Source organism: Bacillus sp. FSL L8-0654, from assembly GCF_038629965.1.
Taxonomy (GTDB): Bacteria; Bacillota; Bacilli; order Bacillales; family Bacillaceae; genus Bacillus; species Bacillus safensis.
Window position 1 is genome coordinate 37,551 of sequence record NZ_CP152026.1, and the last position, 19,956, is coordinate 57,506.

The following is a 19,956-nucleotide window of genomic DNA, read 5'->3' on the forward strand; positions in this document are numbered from 1 at the left end:
ATGAACATTGTTATCTAGTTTTGAGAGAACATTCTCTCCATCAGGTTTGGTGGCGATAGCGAAGAGGTCACACCCGTTCCCATACCGAACACGGAAGTTAAGCTCTTCAGCGCCGATGGTAGTTGGGGGTTTCCCCCTGTGAGAGTAGGACGCCGCCAAGCTTCTATTAGGATCAGTTCCAGTCGGAACTGGTCTTTTTTGTTTTTTAAGAAAAGGAACAAACACTCGATCTGACATGGATACATATACTAAACTACCATCTAAAACATTCTTAATTTTGTATACAATTGAAAGCGCTAGGGCATACTGAAGCTATAAGTGGAGGTGTCACAATGAGCAAAAAAGAGCGAGAAGCGATTTGTTTGATTTGTGAAGAGAAAAAAACAAAGGGAATTTATTTATATCATCAGTTTTTGTGCCGAGAATGTGAGAGAAAGTTAATTTCTACATCGACCTCGGATCCTAGCTATGCCGATTATGTTAGAAAGCTAAAAAATCTTCATACACCGCCTTTGTATTCATAGACCATTAGATGGTCTTTTTTTATGATCTATGGAGGATTGGGCCTGTTTTTTGGAACTTAGTTTGGACATCATCCGTAATTAATAATAAGATAAACAGAGAGCCTGATTATTCATAGGAGTCGATGAACATGAAATCAATTTTTTATACATTTATATGGGCCATCCTCTCTACTTTTTTTTCGCTTGTGATTTTAACCGTCAGTATTGGGGTTTTCCATCATCATGTTGGACTATCGATACTGTATGCGATGATGGGGTGGGGCGTGATGTTTGCAGGGAGCAGATGGGTTGCTTTCCAGTTGTTTTTAAAGAAACACGGACTGTCTCGTAGTGATTATGTATATATCAAACAGCATTTAAAAGAAGCAGGACAAAAGCTCGTACGTTTAAAGAAGGCTTTATTTGCTGTGAAGAACGTACAGACGATCAAACATAATTATGAAATTCTCCGACTTGCACGACGAATCTATATGATTACAAAAAAAGAGCCGACCCGATTTTATGATGCACAGCGTTTTTATTTCGAAACCTTGGATTCTGTCGTTGAACTAACTGAAAAATATGCATTATTGTATAACCAGCCTGAACGCAGTCATGAGCTGGAAATGACACTGAGCCAAACTCGGGTGACGCTGACAGAACTGCAAAAGCAATTGACGAATGATTTGCAGCAAGTATTAGGAAGAGACATAGAAGCCCTTCATATTGAGCTTGAAGTGGCAGATAAAATGATAAAGAAATAATGAAAGGAGTCAAACGTAATGAAACCAGAAGATCACATCCCAACATCATCTGCTGCCACTACAGATCTTCAGTTTCAAGTGTTTGATACCTTATCTGATGAGGAGAAACAAGAAGCCTTGCAGCGTGCTGAGCAAATCCCTGACAATCCGCAAAAGCTGCTTTTCTATGGTACACGTGTTCAGGAACGATTATTGGAACAATCACAACAAATGATGAAATATGTTGAGAAAAAAGATATCGATCAAATAGGAGACGTGCTTGAGGACTTTTTGCACCAGCTCCATGTAGTAGAACCGGAGGACTTACTGCCAAAGAAGCAGGGCTTTTTTTCGAAGTTATTTCGGCGGGAGAAGCGTTCTACTCAGGAAATCATATCGCGTTTTCAACATGCAAAATCACAGATCGAGAGATTATCAGCAAGGCTTCGTTACGCAAAAGGCGGATTAATTTCCGATCACATGTTATTAGAGCGTTTATTTGAAGAAAATCAAACCTTTTTCCAAGAGATGACGCTGCAGGTTGCAGCAGTTGAAGCGAAAATGACAGATTTAGAGAAGCAGATCATATCAGAAACGGAGCAGACTGGTAATCGGACTATAGAGGAGCAATTGATGAGTCAGGAAGTCAATGCAGAAGAATATATGGAGAGGTTGAAAGAACGGAAATATGATTTGCTGCTAAGCCGGCAAATTGCGTTGCAATGTAATGCCCAAATTCGAATGATCCAGCATACGAATCATACATTGGCCAATCACATTCAATCAACTGTTTCTGCATCTATTCCTCTATGGATCAACCAAATGTCGATTGCGTTAACGCATATTCAGCAGCGTGCCAATTCAGCTCTTGAGAATCGAATCAAAAAAACATATGAACAGGTATCAAAGCAGCAGGGGGAGCTTCTTGAAGAGGCAGCTTTTGCACCTATAGATACGTTGAAAAAGGTTCAACGCCAATTAGCTGAAACCTTACAGGAAACGTTACAGGTGAAAGAGCATGGAAGCCAAGAGCGAGCCCAATTGAAAAACAGAATGTATGAGGCAGAACAGCAGCTGACGAATCACCAGCCAATTAAGGAATGAGAATCCATCTTTCGGTTCCCTTGTATGAACGTTATAATAGACATAAGATATCGTTAAAGTGAAAAGGATCGATTTGTTTGAAAACACCTTTATATACAGCATTAGCACAACATGCGGAAAAGAAACCTTATTCTTTCCACGTTCCAGGACATCACAATGGAGATGTCTTTTTTGATGAGGCACGGACTTATTATGACTCAATTCTTCAGCTGGATGTAACAGAGCTTGAAGGGTTAGATGATCTCCATCATCCAACTGGTGTGATACAAGAGGCTGAACATTTATTGGCAAAGCTATATGGATCAGATCAAAGCTTTTTCCTTGTGAATGGGACAACTGTCGGAAATTTAGCGATGGTGATGGCAGCCTGTCGTGCGGGAGATGAGATTTTCGTCCAGCGAAATTGTCATAAGTCTGTTTACCATGCGATTGAGCTTGCAGGAGCCACGCCTATTATGGTAGAAGCTGAGGTAGATCCACACCTGTATGTTCCAACACATGTGACGGATGAAACAGTCAAAAAAGCCATAGCCAAACATCCTAATTGCCGGGCGATCGTTTTGACTTATCCGAACTACTACGGACATGCAGCTGATTTATCAAAGCTGATTGACATGTGCCACGAAGCAGGCATGATCGTTTTGGTTGATGAGGCACATGGTGCACATTTTGTATTAGGCGGCGCTTTTCCCCCATCTGCTCTTTCCTATGGAGCTGACGTGGTGGTACAATCAGCACATAAAACCCTTCCGGCCATGACGATGGGATCCTACCTTCATCTACAGGGGGAGCGAATGGATGCAAAACGTTTGAAAACATTCCTCACGATGCTTCAAAGCAGTTCTCCATCCTATCCAATTATGGCCTCATTAGATGTGGCAAGAGCTTATGTCGAGGAGATCAAGAAAAAAGGGATCTTGGATGGAATCATGAAAGGGCTGGCAGAGCTGAAAAATGAGTTCAACCGTATACCTCAGCTTGAAGTGGTCGAGTCTGAATTGCTTTCTAACGATCCATTAAAATGTGTGATTCGATCAACAAAAGGGCTGACTGGTTATGAACTAAAACGAGTTTTTGAATCAGTGGAGGTTCACCCAGAGCTTGCGGACGAACATCAGGTTTTACTTGTCTTTGGTTTTGAACAGAAGAAGGATATACCTTTTAAACGAATAGAGCAGGTTCTTAATCAAAGCAATTCATTGCTCAAAGGAAAAGATCATTTCCAAAGAGAGGCGCTGGCTGATGACAACGAGGAGCATAGACAGGATATAGAAGCCGTCCCATTTGAACGTGCAGCAGGACGGGTTAGTGCAGAATCGGTTATTCCATATCCACCGGGTATTCCTTTGATCGTTAAGGGAGAGCGTATTGAAATCGATCAGATTGCGGCTTTAAGCCGTTTGCTTGGACATCAGGTTCATGTTCAAGCCAGTCAGGTGATTCATCAGAGAAAATTATATGTTTATATAGAAGAGGAGACACTATGAGCGGTATGTTTATTACGTTTGAAGGGCCAGAGGGTGCTGGAAAAACGACAGTGATTCGAAAAGTGTATGAAGAAATGGAACGCCAAGGATATGCAGTGATGGCGACACGTGAGCCTGGCGGCATTGACATTGCAGAGCAGATTCGTGAAGTCATTTTAAATGAAAAAAACACAAAAATGGATGCGAAAACAGAAGCTTTGCTGTATGCAGCCGCAAGAAGGCAGCATTTGGCTGAGAAGGTAGAACCGGCATTACAGCGCGGGCAGACGGTTTTATGTGATCGTTTTGTTGATAGCTCCCTTGCTTATCAAGGCTATGCGAGAGGGCTTGGGATTGAAGAAGTAAAGTCAATTAACGACTTTGCTATCAATGGCACGATGCCGCAAATGACCATTTATTTTTCAATTACACCTGAGGAAGGGCTAAAGCGAATTGATGCCAACCAGGGAAGAGAAAAGAATCGATTAGACATGGAGACGCTGAATTTCCACCAGCTTGTCAGAGAAGGCTATGAACTGCTTATTGCACAATCGCCAGAACGATTCCGTGTAGTGGATGCGTCTCAACCGATGCAGGCTGTCTATAAAGAAGTCCTTCAATTGATTCAGGACACATTAAAGCAAAATCAAATATGACCTAATTCCCAATCGTTGTTATAATATAGAGGAAGACATCGGCATGTCATCTGTGCCTAAAATAAAGGAGGCCAATCAAATGAAATTAATTGTTGCCGTTGTACAGGACCAAGATAGCAGCAAGTTGTTGAAAATATTGACTGAACATCATTTCGGCGTGACAAAATTAGCTTCAACTGGTGGGTTTTTAAAGTCTGGGAATACGACTTTTATTATTGGTTGTGATGATGTCCGAGTGGATAAAGCATTACAGCTTATAAAAGAAAATTGCCGTAAACGTGATCAAATGATCGCGCCTGTCTCCCCAATGGGCGGAAATGCAGATTCATACGTACCATACCCTGTTGAGGTTGAAGTTGGCGGAGCTACTGTTTTTATTCTGCCAGTTGAACAATTTCATCAATTTTAAGGATGGGTTGCTGTGAAAATTAATCAAGATATGCGGCTGCGTTTAGAAAAGCGTGAACTCCAAGCGATGAAAGGAAGCCAGACATCTGCCTCCTTTAAAGCTTCGATGGAGACGCAAAGCGGCAAACTGCGCTTAGAACAGCTGACGGTCATGCTGAGTGATATCGAAGTGTTCGGAAAAAAGCTCGCAAAGTCACGAAACCTAAAGGATTTGGCTAGGTTTAAAGGTCTGGTGAAGCGCTTTGTGAAAGAGACAGTCGATAATGGATTAAATATAGAAACATCAAGGAGCTTTGACATTTATGGAAACACACGTACACTTGCTTTGGTCAAAGCCTTAGATGAAAAGCTGATTGAATTAACCGAGGAAATGATGGATCAAGAAAAACCATCTATTGATTTGCTTGAACGTATTGGAGAAATAAAAGGTTTATTGATTAACCTTTACACATAGAGAGTGATAACATGGCAATTAGCTGGGATGACATGAATGATTTGCAGCCGCGCGTCATGCGGCTGATTTTTAATAGTATTGATAAAGACCGACTTGCGCACGCCTACTTATTTGAAGGAAAAAAAGGAACCGGAAAACTGGATGCAGCGATACTTTTGGCTAAAAGCTTTTTTTGCTTGGAATCAGGAGTGAAACCATGTGAATCCTGTCAAAACTGCAAAAGGATTGCATCAGGAAACCATCCCGATTTACATCTTGTGCAGCCTGATGGCCAATCAATTAAGAAGGCGCAAGTGCAGGCACTGCAAGAGGAATTTACAAAAGCCGGTGTAGAATCTCACCGGAAAATGTATATTATTCTTCATGCGGACAAAATGACGGTCAATGCCGCGAACAGTTTATTGAAGTTCCTAGAGGAGCCTAATCGGGAAACGATGGCGGTTTTAATCACTGAGCAATCGCATAAAATGCTGGATACGATTATTTCAAGATGTCAGATGCTCAGCTTTCAGCCGCTGCAGCCGCAATCCTTGGAGCAGCAGCTTTTACAAGAAGGCGTATCTCAGCATCTCGCAAGGCTTTTGTCGAATTTAACCAATAATTTAGCAGAAGCACTCGAATTAAGTCGAAATGATCAGTTTGCAGAGTCTAGAGCGAAAGTGATAAAATTGTATGAAGTCTTACACCAGCGAAAAGAACATGCATTTTTTTATATACAGGATCAATGGATGCCTTTTTTCAAAGAGAAAGACCTTCAAGAAACAGGTCTGGATATGCTTTTATTTATATATCGTGATGTATTGTCGATTCAAATAGGAAATGAAGATAAAGTCATTTATCAAGACTTATTCCAGACAATGAAGCAGCATGCGCTGCATTCCACACAGCAGATGGTGACCAGCCAGATCCTTGCTGTATTAGAAGCGAAAAAGAGACTTCAATCCAACGTGAATGCCCAAGGGCTGATGGAGCAATTGGTGTTGATGTTGCAGGAGGGATAAGCTTGTACAACGTAATTGGTGTTCGCTTTAAAAAAGCGGGCAAAATCTATTATTTCGATCCTAATGGATTTCATATAGAAAATGATAGTTGTGTCATTGTAGAAACGGTCAGAGGGGTTGAGTACGGACAAGTGGTCATCGCCAACAAAAAAGTAGATGAACACGATGTGGTTCTCCCTCTGCGTAAAGTCATTCGTGTAGCAGACGAACGAGACCGGCTCATCGTTGAGGAAAACAAAGAAGCAGCGATGACAGCCTTTGATACATGTCTTCAGAAGGTAAGTGAACATGGGCTGGAAATGAAATTGGTCGATGTTGAATTTACATTTGACCGAAACAAGGTCATCTTCTACTTCACAGCAGATGGCAGAGTTGATTTCCGTGAGCTAGTGAAGGATCTTGCATCAATTTTCAAAACGAGAATTGAACTTCGCCAGATTGGCGTAAGAGACGAGGCAAAAATGCTTGGCGGCATTGGTCCTTGCGGGCGAATGCTTTGCTGTTCGACATTCTTAGGAGACTTTGAACCAGTGTCGATTAAGATGGCAAAGGATCAAAACCTGTCGTTAAATCCGACAAAAATTTCCGGACTATGCGGCCGTTTGATGTGCTGCTTGAAATATGAGAATGATGAGTATGAAACAGCGAAGGAACAATTACCGGATATCGGCGAAACGATTCAAACGTCTAATGGCTCTGCCAAGGTAGTAGGGCTCAATATTTTAGAACGAATTTTGCAAGTTGAATTAACCGGGCAAGAAAAAGTGATAGAATATACATGGGAAGAATTATTACAAGAAGGCGTTGTATCTGCACAAACAACTGAGTAACGAGGTGTGCCACCTTGGATAAAAAGGAACTATTTGATACGGTGATTAATTTAGAAGAACAAATCGGTTCTCTTTATCGCCAGTTAGGTGATTTGAAAAATCATATCGGTGAAGTGATTGAAGAAAATCATCAGCTGCAGATGGAGAATCAGCACTTGCGTGAACGTCTGGATCAGTCGGATCGAGACAAATCGTCTGAGGCAGAGAATGATTCTGCCCAGAAGCCAAGTCATTCTGATATAGGAGAAGGTCATGATAACCTGGCCCGGTTATATCAGGAGGGCTTCCATATTTGTAATGTACATTATGGAAGCATTCGTAAAGAGGGAGACTGTTTGTTCTGTCTGTCATTTTTAAATAAAAAATGAGAAAAGGCTTCCGCTGAACCGGGAGCCTTTTTCACAGGAAAAGAAAGGATACATCATGGTTTCGTTAAGAGAAGATGAACGTTTAGATTACCTGCTCGCCGAAGATATGAAGATTATACAAAGTAAAACTGTGTTTGCCTTTTCATTGGACGCAGTATTATTAGCTAAATTTGCGTATGTACCGATCCAAAAAGGGGAGATCATTGATCTTTGTACCGGAAACGGTATCGTGCCATTGCTGCTTTCGACTCGTTCTAAGGCCTCGATTACGGGTGTTGAAATTCAAGAACGGCTGTTTGATATGGCAAAAAGAAGTGTGGAGTATAATCAACTTGCGCACCAGATTGAATTGATTCATGGTGATTTGAATGATATGCCGGAACGCTACGGCAACCATAAAGTTGATGTGATTACATGTAACCCGCCATATTTTAAAACACTTTTTAAGGATGAAATCAATGAAAATGAATATTTGGCGATTGCACGGCACGAAATTCATTGTACATTAGAAGATGTTATTCGTGTTTCTTCCACGCTGCTAAAGCAAGGGGGAAAACTGGCGATGGTTCATCGACCAGGACGGCTGCTTGAGATTGTGGAATTAATGAAGAAATACCGAATTGAGCCAAAACGAATTCAATTTGTTTATCCCAAACAAGGGAAAGAAGCCAATACCATCTTGGTAGAGGGCATAAAAGATGGAAAACCAGATCTGAAAATTCTCCCGCCTCTTTTTGTTTATGGGGAAGATCAGGAGTATACAGATGAAATCAGGACGATACTGTATGGAGAAGCATAATCATTACTTCTATGTATTAAAATGTGCAGATGGCAGCCTGTATGCGGGTTATACAAATGATTTACAAAAGAGATTGATGACCCACAATAGTGGAAAGGGAGCAAAGTATACAAGAGCGAGACGGCCGGTTGAGCTTTTTTATCATGAATGTTTTGCAACCAAAAGAGAAGCCATGCAGCAAGAATATCGTTTCAAAACGTGGACGCGGAAAAAGAAAGACATTTATATAGAAGAAATGCGAATAGAAAAGGAGACGGCACATGAAAAAGACACAGAAAAGCTTTGATGGTCAATCTGGTATGGGGATTCTTTATCTTGTCCCAACCCCGATCGGAAATCTAGAAGATATGACGTTCCGAGCGATACAAACATTAAAAGATGTAGACTATATTGCCGCAGAAGATACAAGGCAAACGAAAAAGCTTTGTCATGTATACGAAATTGATACACCCTTAACCAGCTATCATGAGCATAACAAAGACAGCAGCGGCCACAAGTTAATCGAATGGCTAAAAGAAGGGAAAAATATCGCACTCGTGAGTGATGCCGGTTTACCGACGATTTCAGATCCAGGGGCCGAAGTGGTTCGAGATTTTACTAGCATTGGGGGCTATGTCATTCCGTTACCTGGCGCTAATGCTGCACTAACGGCACTCATTGCATCAGGAATCGCGCCTCAGCCATTTTTCTTTTACGGTTTTCTCGACCGTCAAAAAAAAGAAAAGAAAAAGCAGCTTGAAGCCTTGAAGAAACGCCAAGAAACGATCATTTTCTATGAAGCACCCCATCGATTAAAAGAAACGCTGACTTTGATGAAGGAAGTGTGGGGGAATCGGAACATCGCAATTACGAGAGAACTGACGAAAAAATTCGAAGAGTTTATTCGTGGAGATTTAGAGTCTGTGCTGACATGGGCTGCGGAGAATCAAATCCGAGGTGAATTCTGTCTTGTGGTACAAGGAAATGATCAAGCTGAAGAAGAGCTGAATGAAGAAGCTTGGTGGACGTCCTTATCTGAAAAAGAACATGTGATCCATTACATAGAGGAAGGATTAACGTCGAAGGAAGCCATTAAACGTACAGCTGTCGAACGTGGTGTGCCAAAGCGCACGATATACGATGCCTTTCATATTGAACAATAAAGAAAGGTTCTTGCAAACGGTGCAAGAACCTTTTTTATATGAACCTTATTTTTGTGATTGAAGTTGGTTTTGAATTTCGTTAATGATTTGCTCTGCACCTTCACGGCTAAGAACTAATTTACCATTAGCAAGCTTAAGGTTATCGTCTGATACTTCACCTGTTACTTGGCAAGTCATGTTTGGTTTATATTTTTTTAGGATAATTTTTTCATCATCAACATAAATTTCCAAAGCGTCTTTTTCAGCGATTCCTAGCGTACGGCGAAGTTCGATTGGAATCACCACGCGTCCTAATTCGTCAACTTTACGTACAATACCTGTAGATTTCATCTTCATTCTCCTCCCAAAAAGAACTTATTCTTAATATAATATTATCTTCGTCATTATTCGACAAATTCCTTACATTCCTAGCATAACAAGGTTTCCATAAATCGTCAATCATTTTGTTTACTATTGTTTGTAAAATATGACTCTTAAAGTCAAAAGACCTTGAAACTACTGGTGTATAAGGATTTTGTAGGCTTTTTCTATGAAAATATAAGAAATGACGAGATCAGATTAACAAGACTTTCGCCCTAATTTAGCCAATTGTAAATCTGGAAATAGATTTCATACGACAATATTCGACAAAATGTCGACGGGTTTGTCGTTTTTTTCGAAAAACTCATCTTTTTCGATCATTTCATCTTGTTCTATGTATATATGCTTGATCTTAAAGGCTAAGATGGTATCATAGAGAAAGCACAAGTGCAAAATTGAATGAATTGATCTGACACATTTTCATGTAATGATGATAACCGCTCTCGTCCATTGGGCGGGAGTTTTTGACATTTACACACACGCAGGAGGTTCCGACATGCCAGAAAAGAAAAAAACGTTTTATCTGACAACACCTATTTACTATCCGAGCGGAAAATTACATATTGGACATGCTTATACGACAGTAGCAGGAGATGCTATGGCTCGTTATAAACGTCTTCAAGGCTATGATGTGATGTATTTAACGGGTACAGATGAGCACGGACAAAAAATTCAGCAAAAAGCTGAAGAACAAAATATCACACCGATCGAGTATTTAGATCCAGTCGTAGAAGACATTCAATCATTATGGAAGAAACTCGACATTTCTAATGATGACTTCATCCGTACAACGGAAAAAAGACATACGAAAATCATTGAGCAAGTCTTTCAAAAATTGCTTGATCAAGGAGATATTTATTTAGATCAATATGAGGGCTGGTACAGTATTCCTGATGAGACATTCTATACAGAAACACAGCTTGTTGATGTTGAGCGTAATGAGAAAGGGGAAGTCATTGGCGGGAAAAGCCCTGACAGCGGCCACCCTGTTGAATTAATTAAAGAAGAATCATATTTCTTCCGCATGAGTAAGTATGCGGATCGTTTGCTCGATTATTACGAAAAAAATCCATCGTTTATTCAGCCTGAATCAAGAAAGAATGAAATGATTAATAACTTCATTAAACCAGGTTTAGAGGATCTAGCAGTATCAAGAACAACCTTTGATTGGGGAATTAAAGTTCCTAACAATCCAAAACACGTCATTTATGTATGGATTGATGCGTTATTCAACTATTTAACTGCGATTGGCTATGGAACAGATCAAGATGAAAAATATAAAAAATATTGGCCTGCCAACGTTCATCTCGTAGGAAAAGAAATTGTACGCTTCCATACGATTTATTGGCCGATTATGCTGATGGCATTAGATCTGCCTCTGCCGAAACAAATTTTTGCACACGGCTGGCTGCTCATGAAAGATGGCAAAATGTCTAAATCAAAAGGGAATGTGGTAGATCCGGTCACATTAATTGATCGCTATGGCCTCGATGCCCTTCGTTATTATCTGCTTCGCGAAGTACCATTTGGTGCGGATGGTGTGTTTACACCAGAAGGATTCGTGGAACGTGTAAACTATGACCTTGCCAATGATTTAGGTAACTTGCTTAATCGTACAGTTGCGATGGTGCAAAAATATTTTGACGGCACTTTAAGCAGCTATAAGGGTCCTGTTAATGAGTTTGATGAGGAGCTGAAAGCAGTAGCTGAACAAACAGTCAAAGCCTATGAAGAAGCGATGGAAAATCTTGAATTCTCTGTGGCTCTTTCAAATGTTTGGACATTAATCAGCAGAACCAATAAATATATTGATCAAACAGCTCCATGGGTGCTGGCAAAGGATGAAACAAAACGAAAAGAACTGCATTCTGTTATGTATCATTTAGCAGAATCACTTCGAATCACTGCAGTACTCTTAACGCCATTCCTAACGAAAACACCTGAGAAAATCTTCTTCCAGCTTGGGATTGAAGAAGAGAAGCTCAAAAGCTGGGATAGTATCCTATCATTTGGTGCGATTCAACAAGCGACGGTACAAAAAGGAGAGCCTTTGTTCCCGCGTTTAGAGGTTGAAGAAGAAGTAGCCTACATTAAAGAAAAAATGCAGGGAAGTGCACCTAAGGTAGAAGAAGAAAAAGTGGAAATCGAAGAAACGGAATTACCTGAGCTGGGAGCAGAAATTGCATTTGATGATTTCTCAAAAGTTGATCTTCGAGTTGCACAGGTATTGGAAGCAGCCCCAGTGAAAAAAGCGGATCGTCTCTTAAAGCTTCAGCTTGATTTTGGATTTGAAAAAAGACAAATAGTCTCTGGGATTGCCAAGCACTATCAACCAGAGGAATTAGTAGGGAAGAAGCTTGTTTGCGTAGCGAATCTTACACCAGTTAAACTCCGAGGGGAAATTTCCCAGGGAATGATTTTAACTGGAGAAACTGGCGGGAAATTGCAGGTTCTTGAAGTAGATCAATCTCTAGCAAATGGAACAAAAATTTTATAAATTAACAAAGGTGTTCCACGTGTAACATTTCGTCGAACACCTTTTGTTTTTTAGGAGAATTGTCGAAAGGAGCAATCAACCATGTTATTTGATACACATGCCCACTTAAATGCAGAACAATACAATGAAGACTTAGAGCAGGTGATCGAAAGAGCGAAAAGCGAAAAAGTTGAGAAAATCGTGGTGGTAGGGTTTGACCGCCCGACAATTACGAGAGCGATGGAATTAATTGAAGAGTATGATTTCATATATGCAGCTATCGGCTGGCATCCAGTCGATGCTATTGATATGACAGATGAGGATTTGGCTTGGATCAAAGATTTATCTCAACACGAAAAAGTGGTTGCAATTGGAGAAATGGGTCTGGATTACTATTGGGACAAGTCGCCAAAAGATGTGCAAAAGGAAGTATTTAGACGCCAAATTGCTCTTGCGAAGGAAGTGAAGCTTCCAATCGTTATTCATAATCGTGACGCAACGGAAGATGTCGTGACGATTTTAAAGGAAGAGGGAGCAGCTGAGGTTGGAGGTATTATGCACTGCTTTACTGGCAGTCTGGAAACTGCAAAAGCGTGTATGGAGATGAACTTTTATATTTCATTCGGTGGACCCGTGACATTTAAAAATGCCAAAAAGCCAAAGGAAGTTGTAAAGGAGATACCAAGTGACAAGCTTTTGATTGAAACAGACTGCCCATACTTAACGCCAGTGCCATTTAGAGGGAAACGTAATGAGCCAAGTTATGTCAAATATATCGCGGAACAGATTGCGGAGCTGAGAGAAATCAGCTTTGAAGAGCTTGCTGAATTGACAACAAAAAATGCAAAAAAAGTTTTCCGTATAAACTGACAGTATATGATGTCAATCCTTGTTTAAGCTTGTCCAATTGTGAAACATAACGAAAAAGTTCTACACGTTTGCGCCTCCTCATAGGATAAGTTGTCGATAAGTCTTTCTTCCCTTCCTTCCATAAATCTCCCATAATAGGTTTACAATCGAGCATTTTTGTACAGTGGGTGGAAGGGTTGACAGGTTTTGAGATACTCTATATAATCTCTCCGAGGAGAAGGAGGCGTTTTTCATCGTACAAAAAATGAAAAATCTGTTTTCTGTGAAGCTAGGAAAAGGCAAGGTTTTATTACTAGTGGTTTGCTTGCTTTTAGCTGGAACTGGAACGGCTTACGGTGCGCATGAGCTCACTAAGCAGTCTATTACCATTTCAATCAATGGTAAAGAGAAGACAATTCGTACACATGAAGAGACAGTAGCACAGCTGCTTTCAGACCTTGGAATAAGGACCAAGGCGGAGGATCATATCTCTCCAAGTCTAAATACAAAGATTCAAGACAATATGAACATTGTGTATGATGCGGCTATACCGGTTCATCTGACCCTAGATGGGAAAGAGAAAACGATATGGACTACAGATCAGACGGTTGGAGCATTATTGAAGAATGAGAAGATAGATATAGGGAAGCACGATCAAGTAACACCAGGAAAGAATGACAAGTTAAAAAAGGATATGAATCTTGTGGTTCAGCAGGCCTTCCAGGTCAGCTTAAATGATGGAGGAAAAGATAAAAAAGTGTGGACCACTTCGACTACGGTCGCTGACTTTTTAAAGCAACAAGAGCTAAAGCTCAAGAAGCACGATAAGATCAAGCCTGCGTTACATAGTAACCTTTCTAAAAAGAGCGCAGATATAAAGATCACTCGGGTGGAAAAGGTCACCGATGTAGTGGAAGAGAAAATTGCTTTTGATACCAAACATAAAAAGGATCATTCTCTTGAAAAAGGGAAAGAGAAGGTACTTAAAAAAGGTGAAGAAGGTAAATTGAAGAAGCACTATGCCATTGTGAAAGAAAACGGCAAAGTGGTGTCTAAAGAATTGATTAAAGAAGTGACCGAAAAAGATAGTAAGGACCGATTAGTGGCTATTGGTACACAAGTGGCCAAAAAGGAACCTACAGCGTCCCCTGCGGTTTCACGAAGCAATGAATCGTCAGGAAAAGAATTTTATGTGGCATCAACAGCCTATACAGCGAGCTGTGCTGGATGTACGGGCAGAACGTCTACAGGCTTTAATTTAAAAGCAAATCCAGGTGCAAAGGTTATAGCAGTTGATCCGAGTGTCATTCCGCTGGGCTCAAAAGTGTATGTGGAAGGCTATGGATATGCCGTTGCATCAGACACTGGATCTGCTATAAAAGGGAATAAAATTGATGTGTTCGTCCCAAGTAAGTCGGCAGCTTATCAATGGGGAAATAAACGAGTAAAAATTAGAGTACTCAAATAAACACATCAAATCATTTATATGAACAGAGGGCTTTGCGCACCCTCTGTTTTTTTGGTTATAATAGAAGCACTGTTTTCTAATTAATTAGACGCAAAAGCAACATGAAAGGTTTCGTTTTTTTAACCAAAAAATGTAGATTGTTTTTGCAAGCGGAGGAATACATGAAAATCAAAGAAATCATTGTGGTGGAGGGTCGTGATGACACTGCCAGAGTGAAGATGGCAGTGGATGCAGATACGATCGAAACAAACGGATCTGCCATTGGCGATACAGTCATTCAACAAGTGCGTCTTGCTCAGGAGACGAGAGGGGTCATTATTTTAACAGATCCTGATTTTCCTGGTGAGAAGATCCGTAAAACCATCGCAGAGGCAGTTCCTGGCTGTAAGCACGCTTTTTTGCCAAAACATCTTGCGAAGGCGAAGCGGGATAAAGGAATTGGTGTCGAGCATGCTTCCTTGGACAGTATTCGGGAATGTCTTGCCCATGTCCATGAAGAAATGGAAGTAACGGAAAGTGACATTACTTTAGATGACATATTTGACGCAGGCCTTATCGGAGGCGAAGCATCGAAACGCCGCCGCGAACGACTAGGAGTGCTTTTAAATATAGGATATACCAATGCGAAGCAGCTGCAAAAGCGCCTTCACATGTTCCAAATAACCAAACATGATTTTATTGCGGCCTTAAAGACCGTCATGCAGGAGGAAGCCGATGAATAAAGATATTGCGACACCCGTCAGAACGAAGGAAATACTGAAGAAGTACGGTTTCTCTTTTAAAAAGAGCTTAGGGCAGAACTTCTTAATTGATACAAATATTTTAGATCGCATTGTTGATCACGCAGAGGTTACAGATGAGACCGGCGTCATTGAAATTGGGCCTGGTATCGGCGCATTGACAGAGCAGCTCGCTAAACGTGCAAAGAAAGTCACCGCTTTTGAAATCGATCAGCGTTTATTGCCTATTTTAAACGATACGCTCTCTCCATATGATAATGTCACGATCATTCATCAAGATGTATTAAAAGCCGATGTGAGAAAGGTCATCGAGGAGAATTTTGCTGACTGTAAAGAAGTGATGGTCGTAGCCAACCTTCCATATTACGTGACAACACCGATTATTATGAAATTGCTTGAAGAAAACCTTCCATTGAAAGGGATTGTGGTCATGCTGCAAAAAGAAGTAGCAGATCGTATGGCAGCTGCCCCTTCATCAAAGGAATATAATTCACTGTCTATCGCAGTTCAATATTATACCGAAGCAAAAACGGTGATGGTTGTGCCTAAAACGGTTTTTGTTCCTCAGCCCAATGTTGATTCGGCTGTGATTAAGCTGACTGTTCGTGAAACGCCTGCTGTCTCAGTAGAAAATGATGCGTTTTTCTTTCAATTGATCCGAGCAAGCTTTGGCCAGCGCCGGAAAACATTGATGAATAATTTGATGAACAATCTCCCTGATGGAAAAAAACATAAAGCCATCATCGAAGAAGCACTTCAAACAGCAGATATTGATGGAAAGCGCCGCGGAGAATCATTATCCATTGAGGAATTTGCCCGTTTGTCGAATGTTTTACAAAAAGCCCTATCGTAAGGGCTTTTTTCTTTTGTTTTTCACCACTTCAACTGTTCGGGCATAGGCTAGAAAGAACAGCATATATGAAAGACGATACCAACAGGATATGAGCCTGATTGTGGAGTGAACAGCATGCAATTTCAAATAGGAGATATGGTGACGAGGGCATCCTATCAAATGGATATTATGTTTCGAATCATTCGAATTGATGAGACAGATCAGCACGAAGCCACTGCCATATTGCATGGGAATGAAGTAAGGCTGATTGCTGATGCTAAGATGTCGGATCTCGTCTTAATTCAAAAAGAGGAGCAGCTGACAAGGGAAAAGGACGACGAACGGAAAATTAACGAATCGCTCGACTTACTAAGACAGGATTATCAGCTGCTGCGTGAAAAACAAGAGTATTATACATCTGGACAATATCAGCATCAGGAGCAGTATTTTCACATGCCTGGAAAGGTCCTTCATTTAGATGGAGATGCTTCATACTTAAAGAAATGCTTAGATGTATATGAACGAATTGGTGTACCTGTGTACGGAGTGCATTGTCATGAGAAGAAAATGCCAAGCGTGATCGATTCGTTACTTGATCAATATCGGCCTGATATTTTGGTCATTACAGGGCATGATGCGTATTCCAAGCAAAAGGGCGGCGTAAATGATATCGGTGCCTATCGCCATTCTCGTCATTTCGTTGAGACGGTTCAAAAAGCAAGAAAGAAAATTCCTCATTTAGATCAGCTTGTGATCTTTGCAGGCGCCTGTCAATCTCATTTCGAATCATTGATCCAAGCAGGTGCCAATTTTGCAAGCTCACCTTCACGTGTGAACATCCATGCGCTCGATCCCGTCTATATCGTTGCGAAGATCAGCTTCACTCCATTTGTAGATCGAATCAATGTGTGGGATGTGCTTCGTAATACATTAACAAGAGAAAAAGGTCTCGGAGGCATCGAGACGAAGGGTGTTTTAAGGGTAGGTATGCCATATAAAAAAGACCATGAATCGACATAACCCGACTGATTTCAGTCTGGTTTTTTTTATGTGTAAAAAGAAATTTCAAACGGATACATAATTCACCGGAATTTGAGAAAAATAGGGAGGAGAAAAGGTAGAAGTTTGTCAAAATTATTTTGTTGACAATGGCTCGTGTTGGTTGATATAATTTAATTTTTATTTGACAAAAATGGGCCGTTGTTGTATAATTATCTCAGTGAGGTGGATGCAATGGCGAAGACTTTGTCCGACATCAAAAGATCGCTTGATGGTAACTTAGGTAAACGTTTGACGTTAAAGGCTAACGGAGGCCGCCGTAAAACAATTGAGCGTTCGGGCATTTTAGCTGAAACGTACCCTTCTGTATTTGTGATTCAATTAGATCAAGATGAGAATTCGTTTGAAAGAGTTTCTTACAGTTATGCAGATATACTGACTGAGACGGTCGAATTAACGTTCGATGATACCGCTAGCTCAGTCGCCTATTAATGGGCAGTGAACTTCTTGTTTACTGCTTTTTGTTTTGCCTTTTTTTCTGAATGGGAGTCTGTCCATTTTTTGAAAGGGGTAAAAGAAAGGATTCGATACAAAATAAGAAAGCCACAAAAGCAGTGGCACTGATTCGAATTCTCGACTAAAGGGGCTGTTTCGTTTGGGTAGACGCCGAGGCATTATGTCAGATGAGTTCAAATACGAGCTGGCGAAGGATCTTGGATTTTATGATACCGTCAAAAATGGAGGCTGGGGAGAAATTCGTGCGCGTGACGCAGGTAATATGGTCAAACGTGCCATCGAATTAGCTCAGCAGCACATGGCTCAGGATGAGAATCAACGATAGAAAAATGGTCAGGGATACCTCAGGTGTCTCTGGCTTTTTTTGCTGAAAAAGTCAGTGTGCTGGGCGTAAAAGCCAATATTCATCAGATCCATCAAATGTGATACAATATTGATACTTATGTTTAGATGGAGAAGTAGGTGAAATGTTTGCGTATTTTAGAAAAAGCACCGGCAAAAATTAATCTCTCACTTGATGTTCATGGAAAAAGACCGGATGGATATCACGAAGTAGAGATGGTGATGACAACAATAGACCTTGCAGATCGACTTGAGCTGACGGAGCTGGACAAAGACGAAATCCGTGTATCATCTCATAATCGATTTGTGCCAGATGATCAGCGTAACTTGGCTTATCAGGCGGCTAAATTACTCAAAACAAGGTTCGGTATTCAAAAAGGAGTATCGATTGTCATCACAAAAGCAATACCTGTTGCAGCAGGTTTAGCTGGAGGCAGCAGTGATGCTGCAGCAGCGCTTCGCGGTTTAAACCGTTTGTGGAAGTTGAATCTCACGTTAGATGAACTAGCTGAGCTTGGAGCGGAGATCGGCTCAGATGTGTCTTTTTGTGTACACGGAGGCACAGCACTAGCGACAGGACGTGGAGAAAAACTGAAGCATATCGCGACACCGCCGCATTGCTGGGTGATTTTAGCGAAGCCGGTGATTGGGGTATCTACAGCTGAAGTTTATAGACAATATGACGCAAGCAAAGTAGAACACCCAAATGTACAGCGTATGATTGAAGCCATTGAAGCGAAAGATTATAAAGAGATGTGCGGCTCACTCGGTAACGTTCTGGAGTCTGTGACATTAAAGATGTATCCGGAAGTAGATATGATCAAAAGACAGATGAAGCGTTTCGGTGCTGATGCTGTATTAATGAGTGGAAGCGGCCCAACTGTATTTGGCTTGATTCAATATGAATCGAAGGTACAAAGAATATATAACGGACTGAGAGGATTTTGTGATCAAGTATACGCTGTCCGCATGATCGGCGAACAAAATGCCCTTGATTAAATCCGTATATTAAGTTATATTATTCATAAATTATTCGGGTTCTGGGGGTAAGTTCATGAAGTTTCGTCGAAGCGGCAGATTGGTGGACTTAACAAATTATTTGTTAGCCCACCCGCACGTACTAGTACCTTTAACTTTTTTTGCAGAACGTTATCAATCTGCAAAGTCCTCCATTAGTGAAGACTTAACGATTATCAAACAGACCTTCGAACAGCAGGGAATAGGCACATTGCTTACTGTACCTGGCGCTGCTGGCGGAGTGAAATATATTCCTAAAATTCACCTAAAAGAAGCAGATGACGTAGTAAACGATATCGGAGAGGCATTATCAACTCCTGAACGTGTACTTCCTGGCGGTTATTTATATTTAACCGATGTTTTAGGCAATCCATCGATTCTTGCGAAAATCGGTAAGCTGTTTGCGACCATCTTTGCGGACCGTGCGATTGATGTCGTCATGACCGTTGCGACAAAGGGTATTCCAATTGCCTATTCTGTTGCGGGTTATTTAAATGTGCCTGTTGTGATCGTTAGAAAAGATAATAAGGTAACCGAAGGATCAACAGTCAGTATTAATTATGCGTCAGGTTCGTCTAACCGAATTCAAACCATGTCCCTTGCAAAGCGCAGCTTAGATAAAGGCTCCAATGTGCTGATCATTGATGACTTTATGAAAGCGGGCGGAACCATTAACGGCATGATGAATTTGCTTGAGGAATTTAATGCAAATGTTGCAGGGATCGGTGTTCTTTTAGAAGATGAGGGCGTAGATGAACGTCTTGTCGATGAATATGTCTCATTGTTAAAGCTTTCAACCATTGATATGAAGCAAAAAATCATTGAGATCAATGAAGGCAATTTCCACGAGTTTTTTCATCCGAAAGCGTAAGCTTTGATTAAA

At 40.9% G+C, this 19,956-nt stretch carries 24 protein-coding genes and 1 rRNA gene; 24 read left to right on the forward strand and 1 reads right to left on the reverse strand.

Features of this window, described 5'->3' with window-relative positions:
- Window positions 1-45 precede the first annotated feature (45 nt).
- The 14 genes from rrf (at window position 46) to rsmI (ending at window position 9,474) form a co-directional block, all read left to right on the forward strand.
- A 5S ribosomal RNA gene (gene rrf / locus MHH65_RS00185) occupies window positions 46-161 on the forward strand.
- A gap of 171 nt (window positions 162-332) precedes the next feature.
- Window positions 333-524 (forward strand): sigma factor G inhibitor Gin, encoded by a 192-nt coding sequence (locus MHH65_RS00190; RefSeq protein WP_024425620.1) that lies wholly within the window; start codon window positions 333-335, stop codon window positions 522-524.
- Window positions 525-652: 128 nt separating this feature from the next.
- A complete protein-coding gene (locus MHH65_RS00195; RefSeq protein WP_061109536.1) occupies window positions 653-1,267 on the forward strand; it encodes a 5-bromo-4-chloroindolyl phosphate hydrolysis family protein in 615 nt (204 codons plus the stop codon).
- 18 nt (window positions 1,268-1,285) lie between these two features.
- A complete protein-coding gene (locus tag MHH65_RS00200; RefSeq protein ID WP_061109537.1) occupies window positions 1,286-2,350 on the forward strand; it encodes a toxic anion resistance protein in 1,065 nt (354 codons plus the stop codon).
- A gap of 77 nt (window positions 2,351-2,427) precedes the next feature.
- Entirely contained in the window at window positions 2,428-3,837 is a 1,410-nt protein-coding gene (locus MHH65_RS00205) for an aminotransferase class I/II-fold pyridoxal phosphate-dependent enzyme (protein WP_268414586.1), read from the forward strand.
- Window positions 3,834-4,472 carry a dTMP kinase gene (tmk, locus tag MHH65_RS00210; RefSeq protein WP_034284135.1) on the forward strand — a complete coding sequence of 213 codons (639 nt, stop codon included), beginning with the start codon at window positions 3,834-3,836 and terminating at the stop codon, window positions 4,470-4,472. Before MHH65_RS00205 ends, tmk begins: the two co-directional genes overlap by 4 nt.
- Before the next feature lie 79 nt (window positions 4,473-4,551).
- Window positions 4,552-4,881: a cyclic-di-AMP receptor gene (locus MHH65_RS00215; protein WP_024425625.1), complete on the forward strand. Its 330-nt coding sequence runs from the start codon at window positions 4,552-4,554 to the stop codon at window positions 4,879-4,881.
- 12 nt (window positions 4,882-4,893) lie between these two features.
- Window positions 4,894-5,334 carry a YaaR family protein gene (locus tag MHH65_RS00220; RefSeq protein WP_024425626.1) on the forward strand — a complete coding sequence of 147 codons (441 nt, stop codon included), beginning with the start codon at window positions 4,894-4,896 and terminating at the stop codon, window positions 5,332-5,334.
- An 11-nt stretch (window positions 5,335-5,345) separates the two neighbouring features.
- On the forward strand, window positions 5,346-6,335 hold the full coding sequence (holB, locus tag MHH65_RS00225; protein WP_120206887.1) for a DNA polymerase III subunit delta': 990 nt from the start codon (window positions 5,346-5,348) through the stop codon (window positions 6,333-6,335).
- A gap of 2 nt (window positions 6,336-6,337) precedes the next feature.
- Entirely contained in the window at window positions 6,338-7,165 is an 828-nt protein-coding gene (locus MHH65_RS00230) for a stage 0 sporulation family protein (RefSeq protein ID WP_024425628.1), read from the forward strand.
- A 14-nt stretch (window positions 7,166-7,179) separates the two neighbouring features.
- Window positions 7,180-7,533 carry a DNA replication initiation control protein YabA gene (yabA, locus tag MHH65_RS00235; protein ID WP_024425629.1) on the forward strand — a complete coding sequence of 118 codons (354 nt, stop codon included), beginning with the start codon at window positions 7,180-7,182 and terminating at the stop codon, window positions 7,531-7,533.
- A 55-nt stretch (window positions 7,534-7,588) separates the two neighbouring features.
- Window positions 7,589-8,332 (forward strand): tRNA1(Val) (adenine(37)-N6)-methyltransferase, encoded by a 744-nt coding sequence (locus MHH65_RS00240; RefSeq protein WP_098677774.1) that lies wholly within the window; start codon window positions 7,589-7,591, stop codon window positions 8,330-8,332.
- Window positions 8,319-8,618, forward strand: coding sequence for a GIY-YIG nuclease family protein (locus MHH65_RS00245; protein WP_098677773.1), 300 nt, complete (start codon window positions 8,319-8,321; stop codon window positions 8,616-8,618). The genes MHH65_RS00240 and MHH65_RS00245 overlap by 14 nt, the downstream gene beginning before the upstream one ends.
- Complete coding sequence (gene rsmI / locus MHH65_RS00250) at window positions 8,593-9,474, forward strand: 16S rRNA (cytidine(1402)-2'-O)-methyltransferase (RefSeq protein WP_098677772.1); 882 nt, start codon at window positions 8,593-8,595, stop codon at window positions 9,472-9,474. The genes MHH65_RS00245 and rsmI overlap by 26 nt, the downstream gene beginning before the upstream one ends.
- 45 nt (window positions 9,475-9,519) lie before the next feature.
- Here the strand turns inward: rsmI and MHH65_RS00255 are convergent, their stop codons facing one another.
- The gene (locus MHH65_RS00255) at window positions 9,520-9,810 is read right to left on the reverse strand and encodes an AbrB/MazE/SpoVT family DNA-binding domain-containing protein (RefSeq protein ID WP_087975202.1); all 291 of its coding nucleotides are present in this window, start codon (window positions 9,808-9,810) and stop codon (window positions 9,520-9,522) included.
- A 520-nt stretch (window positions 9,811-10,330) separates the two neighbouring features.
- On the opposite strand from MHH65_RS00255, the gene metG reads away from it, so the two are divergent.
- The 10 genes from metG (at window position 10,331) to purR (ending at window position 19,944) form a co-directional block, all read left to right on the forward strand.
- Window positions 10,331-12,331 (forward strand): methionine--tRNA ligase, encoded by a 2,001-nt coding sequence (metG, locus tag MHH65_RS00260; protein WP_048239539.1) that lies wholly within the window; start codon window positions 10,331-10,333, stop codon window positions 12,329-12,331.
- Between the two features lie 81 nt (window positions 12,332-12,412).
- Entirely contained in the window at window positions 12,413-13,180 is a 768-nt protein-coding gene (locus tag MHH65_RS00265) for a TatD family hydrolase (RefSeq protein ID WP_024425634.1), read from the forward strand.
- 244 nt (window positions 13,181-13,424) lie between these two features.
- A complete protein-coding gene (locus MHH65_RS00270) occupies window positions 13,425-14,627 on the forward strand; it encodes a G5 and 3D domain-containing protein (RefSeq protein WP_041105711.1) in 1,203 nt (400 codons plus the stop codon).
- Window positions 14,628-14,788: 161 nt separating this feature from the next.
- Window positions 14,789-15,349, forward strand: a complete 561-nt coding sequence (gene rnmV / locus MHH65_RS00275; RefSeq protein WP_342497883.1) for a ribonuclease M5 — start codon at window positions 14,789-14,791, stop codon at window positions 15,347-15,349.
- Window positions 15,342-16,220: a 16S rRNA (adenine(1518)-N(6)/adenine(1519)-N(6))-dimethyltransferase RsmA gene (gene rsmA / locus MHH65_RS00280; RefSeq protein WP_024427199.1), complete on the forward strand. Its 879-nt coding sequence runs from the start codon at window positions 15,342-15,344 to the stop codon at window positions 16,218-16,220. Before rnmV ends, rsmA begins: the two co-directional genes overlap by 8 nt.
- Before the next feature lie 114 nt (window positions 16,221-16,334).
- Window positions 16,335-17,219 carry a sporulation peptidase YabG gene (yabG, locus tag MHH65_RS00285; protein WP_024427198.1) on the forward strand — a complete coding sequence of 295 codons (885 nt, stop codon included), beginning with the start codon at window positions 16,335-16,337 and terminating at the stop codon, window positions 17,217-17,219.
- 213 nt (window positions 17,220-17,432) lie between these two features.
- Window positions 17,433-17,690 (forward strand): Veg family protein, encoded by a 258-nt coding sequence (locus MHH65_RS00290; protein WP_003217979.1) that lies wholly within the window; start codon window positions 17,433-17,435, stop codon window positions 17,688-17,690.
- Window positions 17,691-17,853: 163 nt separating this feature from the next.
- Window positions 17,854-18,039 carry a small, acid-soluble spore protein, alpha/beta type gene (locus tag MHH65_RS00295; protein WP_012008653.1) on the forward strand — a complete coding sequence of 62 codons (186 nt, stop codon included), beginning with the start codon at window positions 17,854-17,856 and terminating at the stop codon, window positions 18,037-18,039.
- Window positions 18,040-18,185: 146 nt separating this feature from the next.
- Window positions 18,186-19,055 carry a 4-(cytidine 5'-diphospho)-2-C-methyl-D-erythritol kinase gene (ispE, locus tag MHH65_RS00300; protein WP_019743558.1) on the forward strand — a complete coding sequence of 290 codons (870 nt, stop codon included), beginning with the start codon at window positions 18,186-18,188 and terminating at the stop codon, window positions 19,053-19,055.
- Between the two features lie 55 nt (window positions 19,056-19,110).
- Window positions 19,111-19,944: a pur operon repressor gene (purR, locus tag MHH65_RS00305; protein ID WP_024427197.1), complete on the forward strand. Its 834-nt coding sequence runs from the start codon at window positions 19,111-19,113 to the stop codon at window positions 19,942-19,944.
- Window positions 19,945-19,956 lie beyond the last annotated feature (12 nt).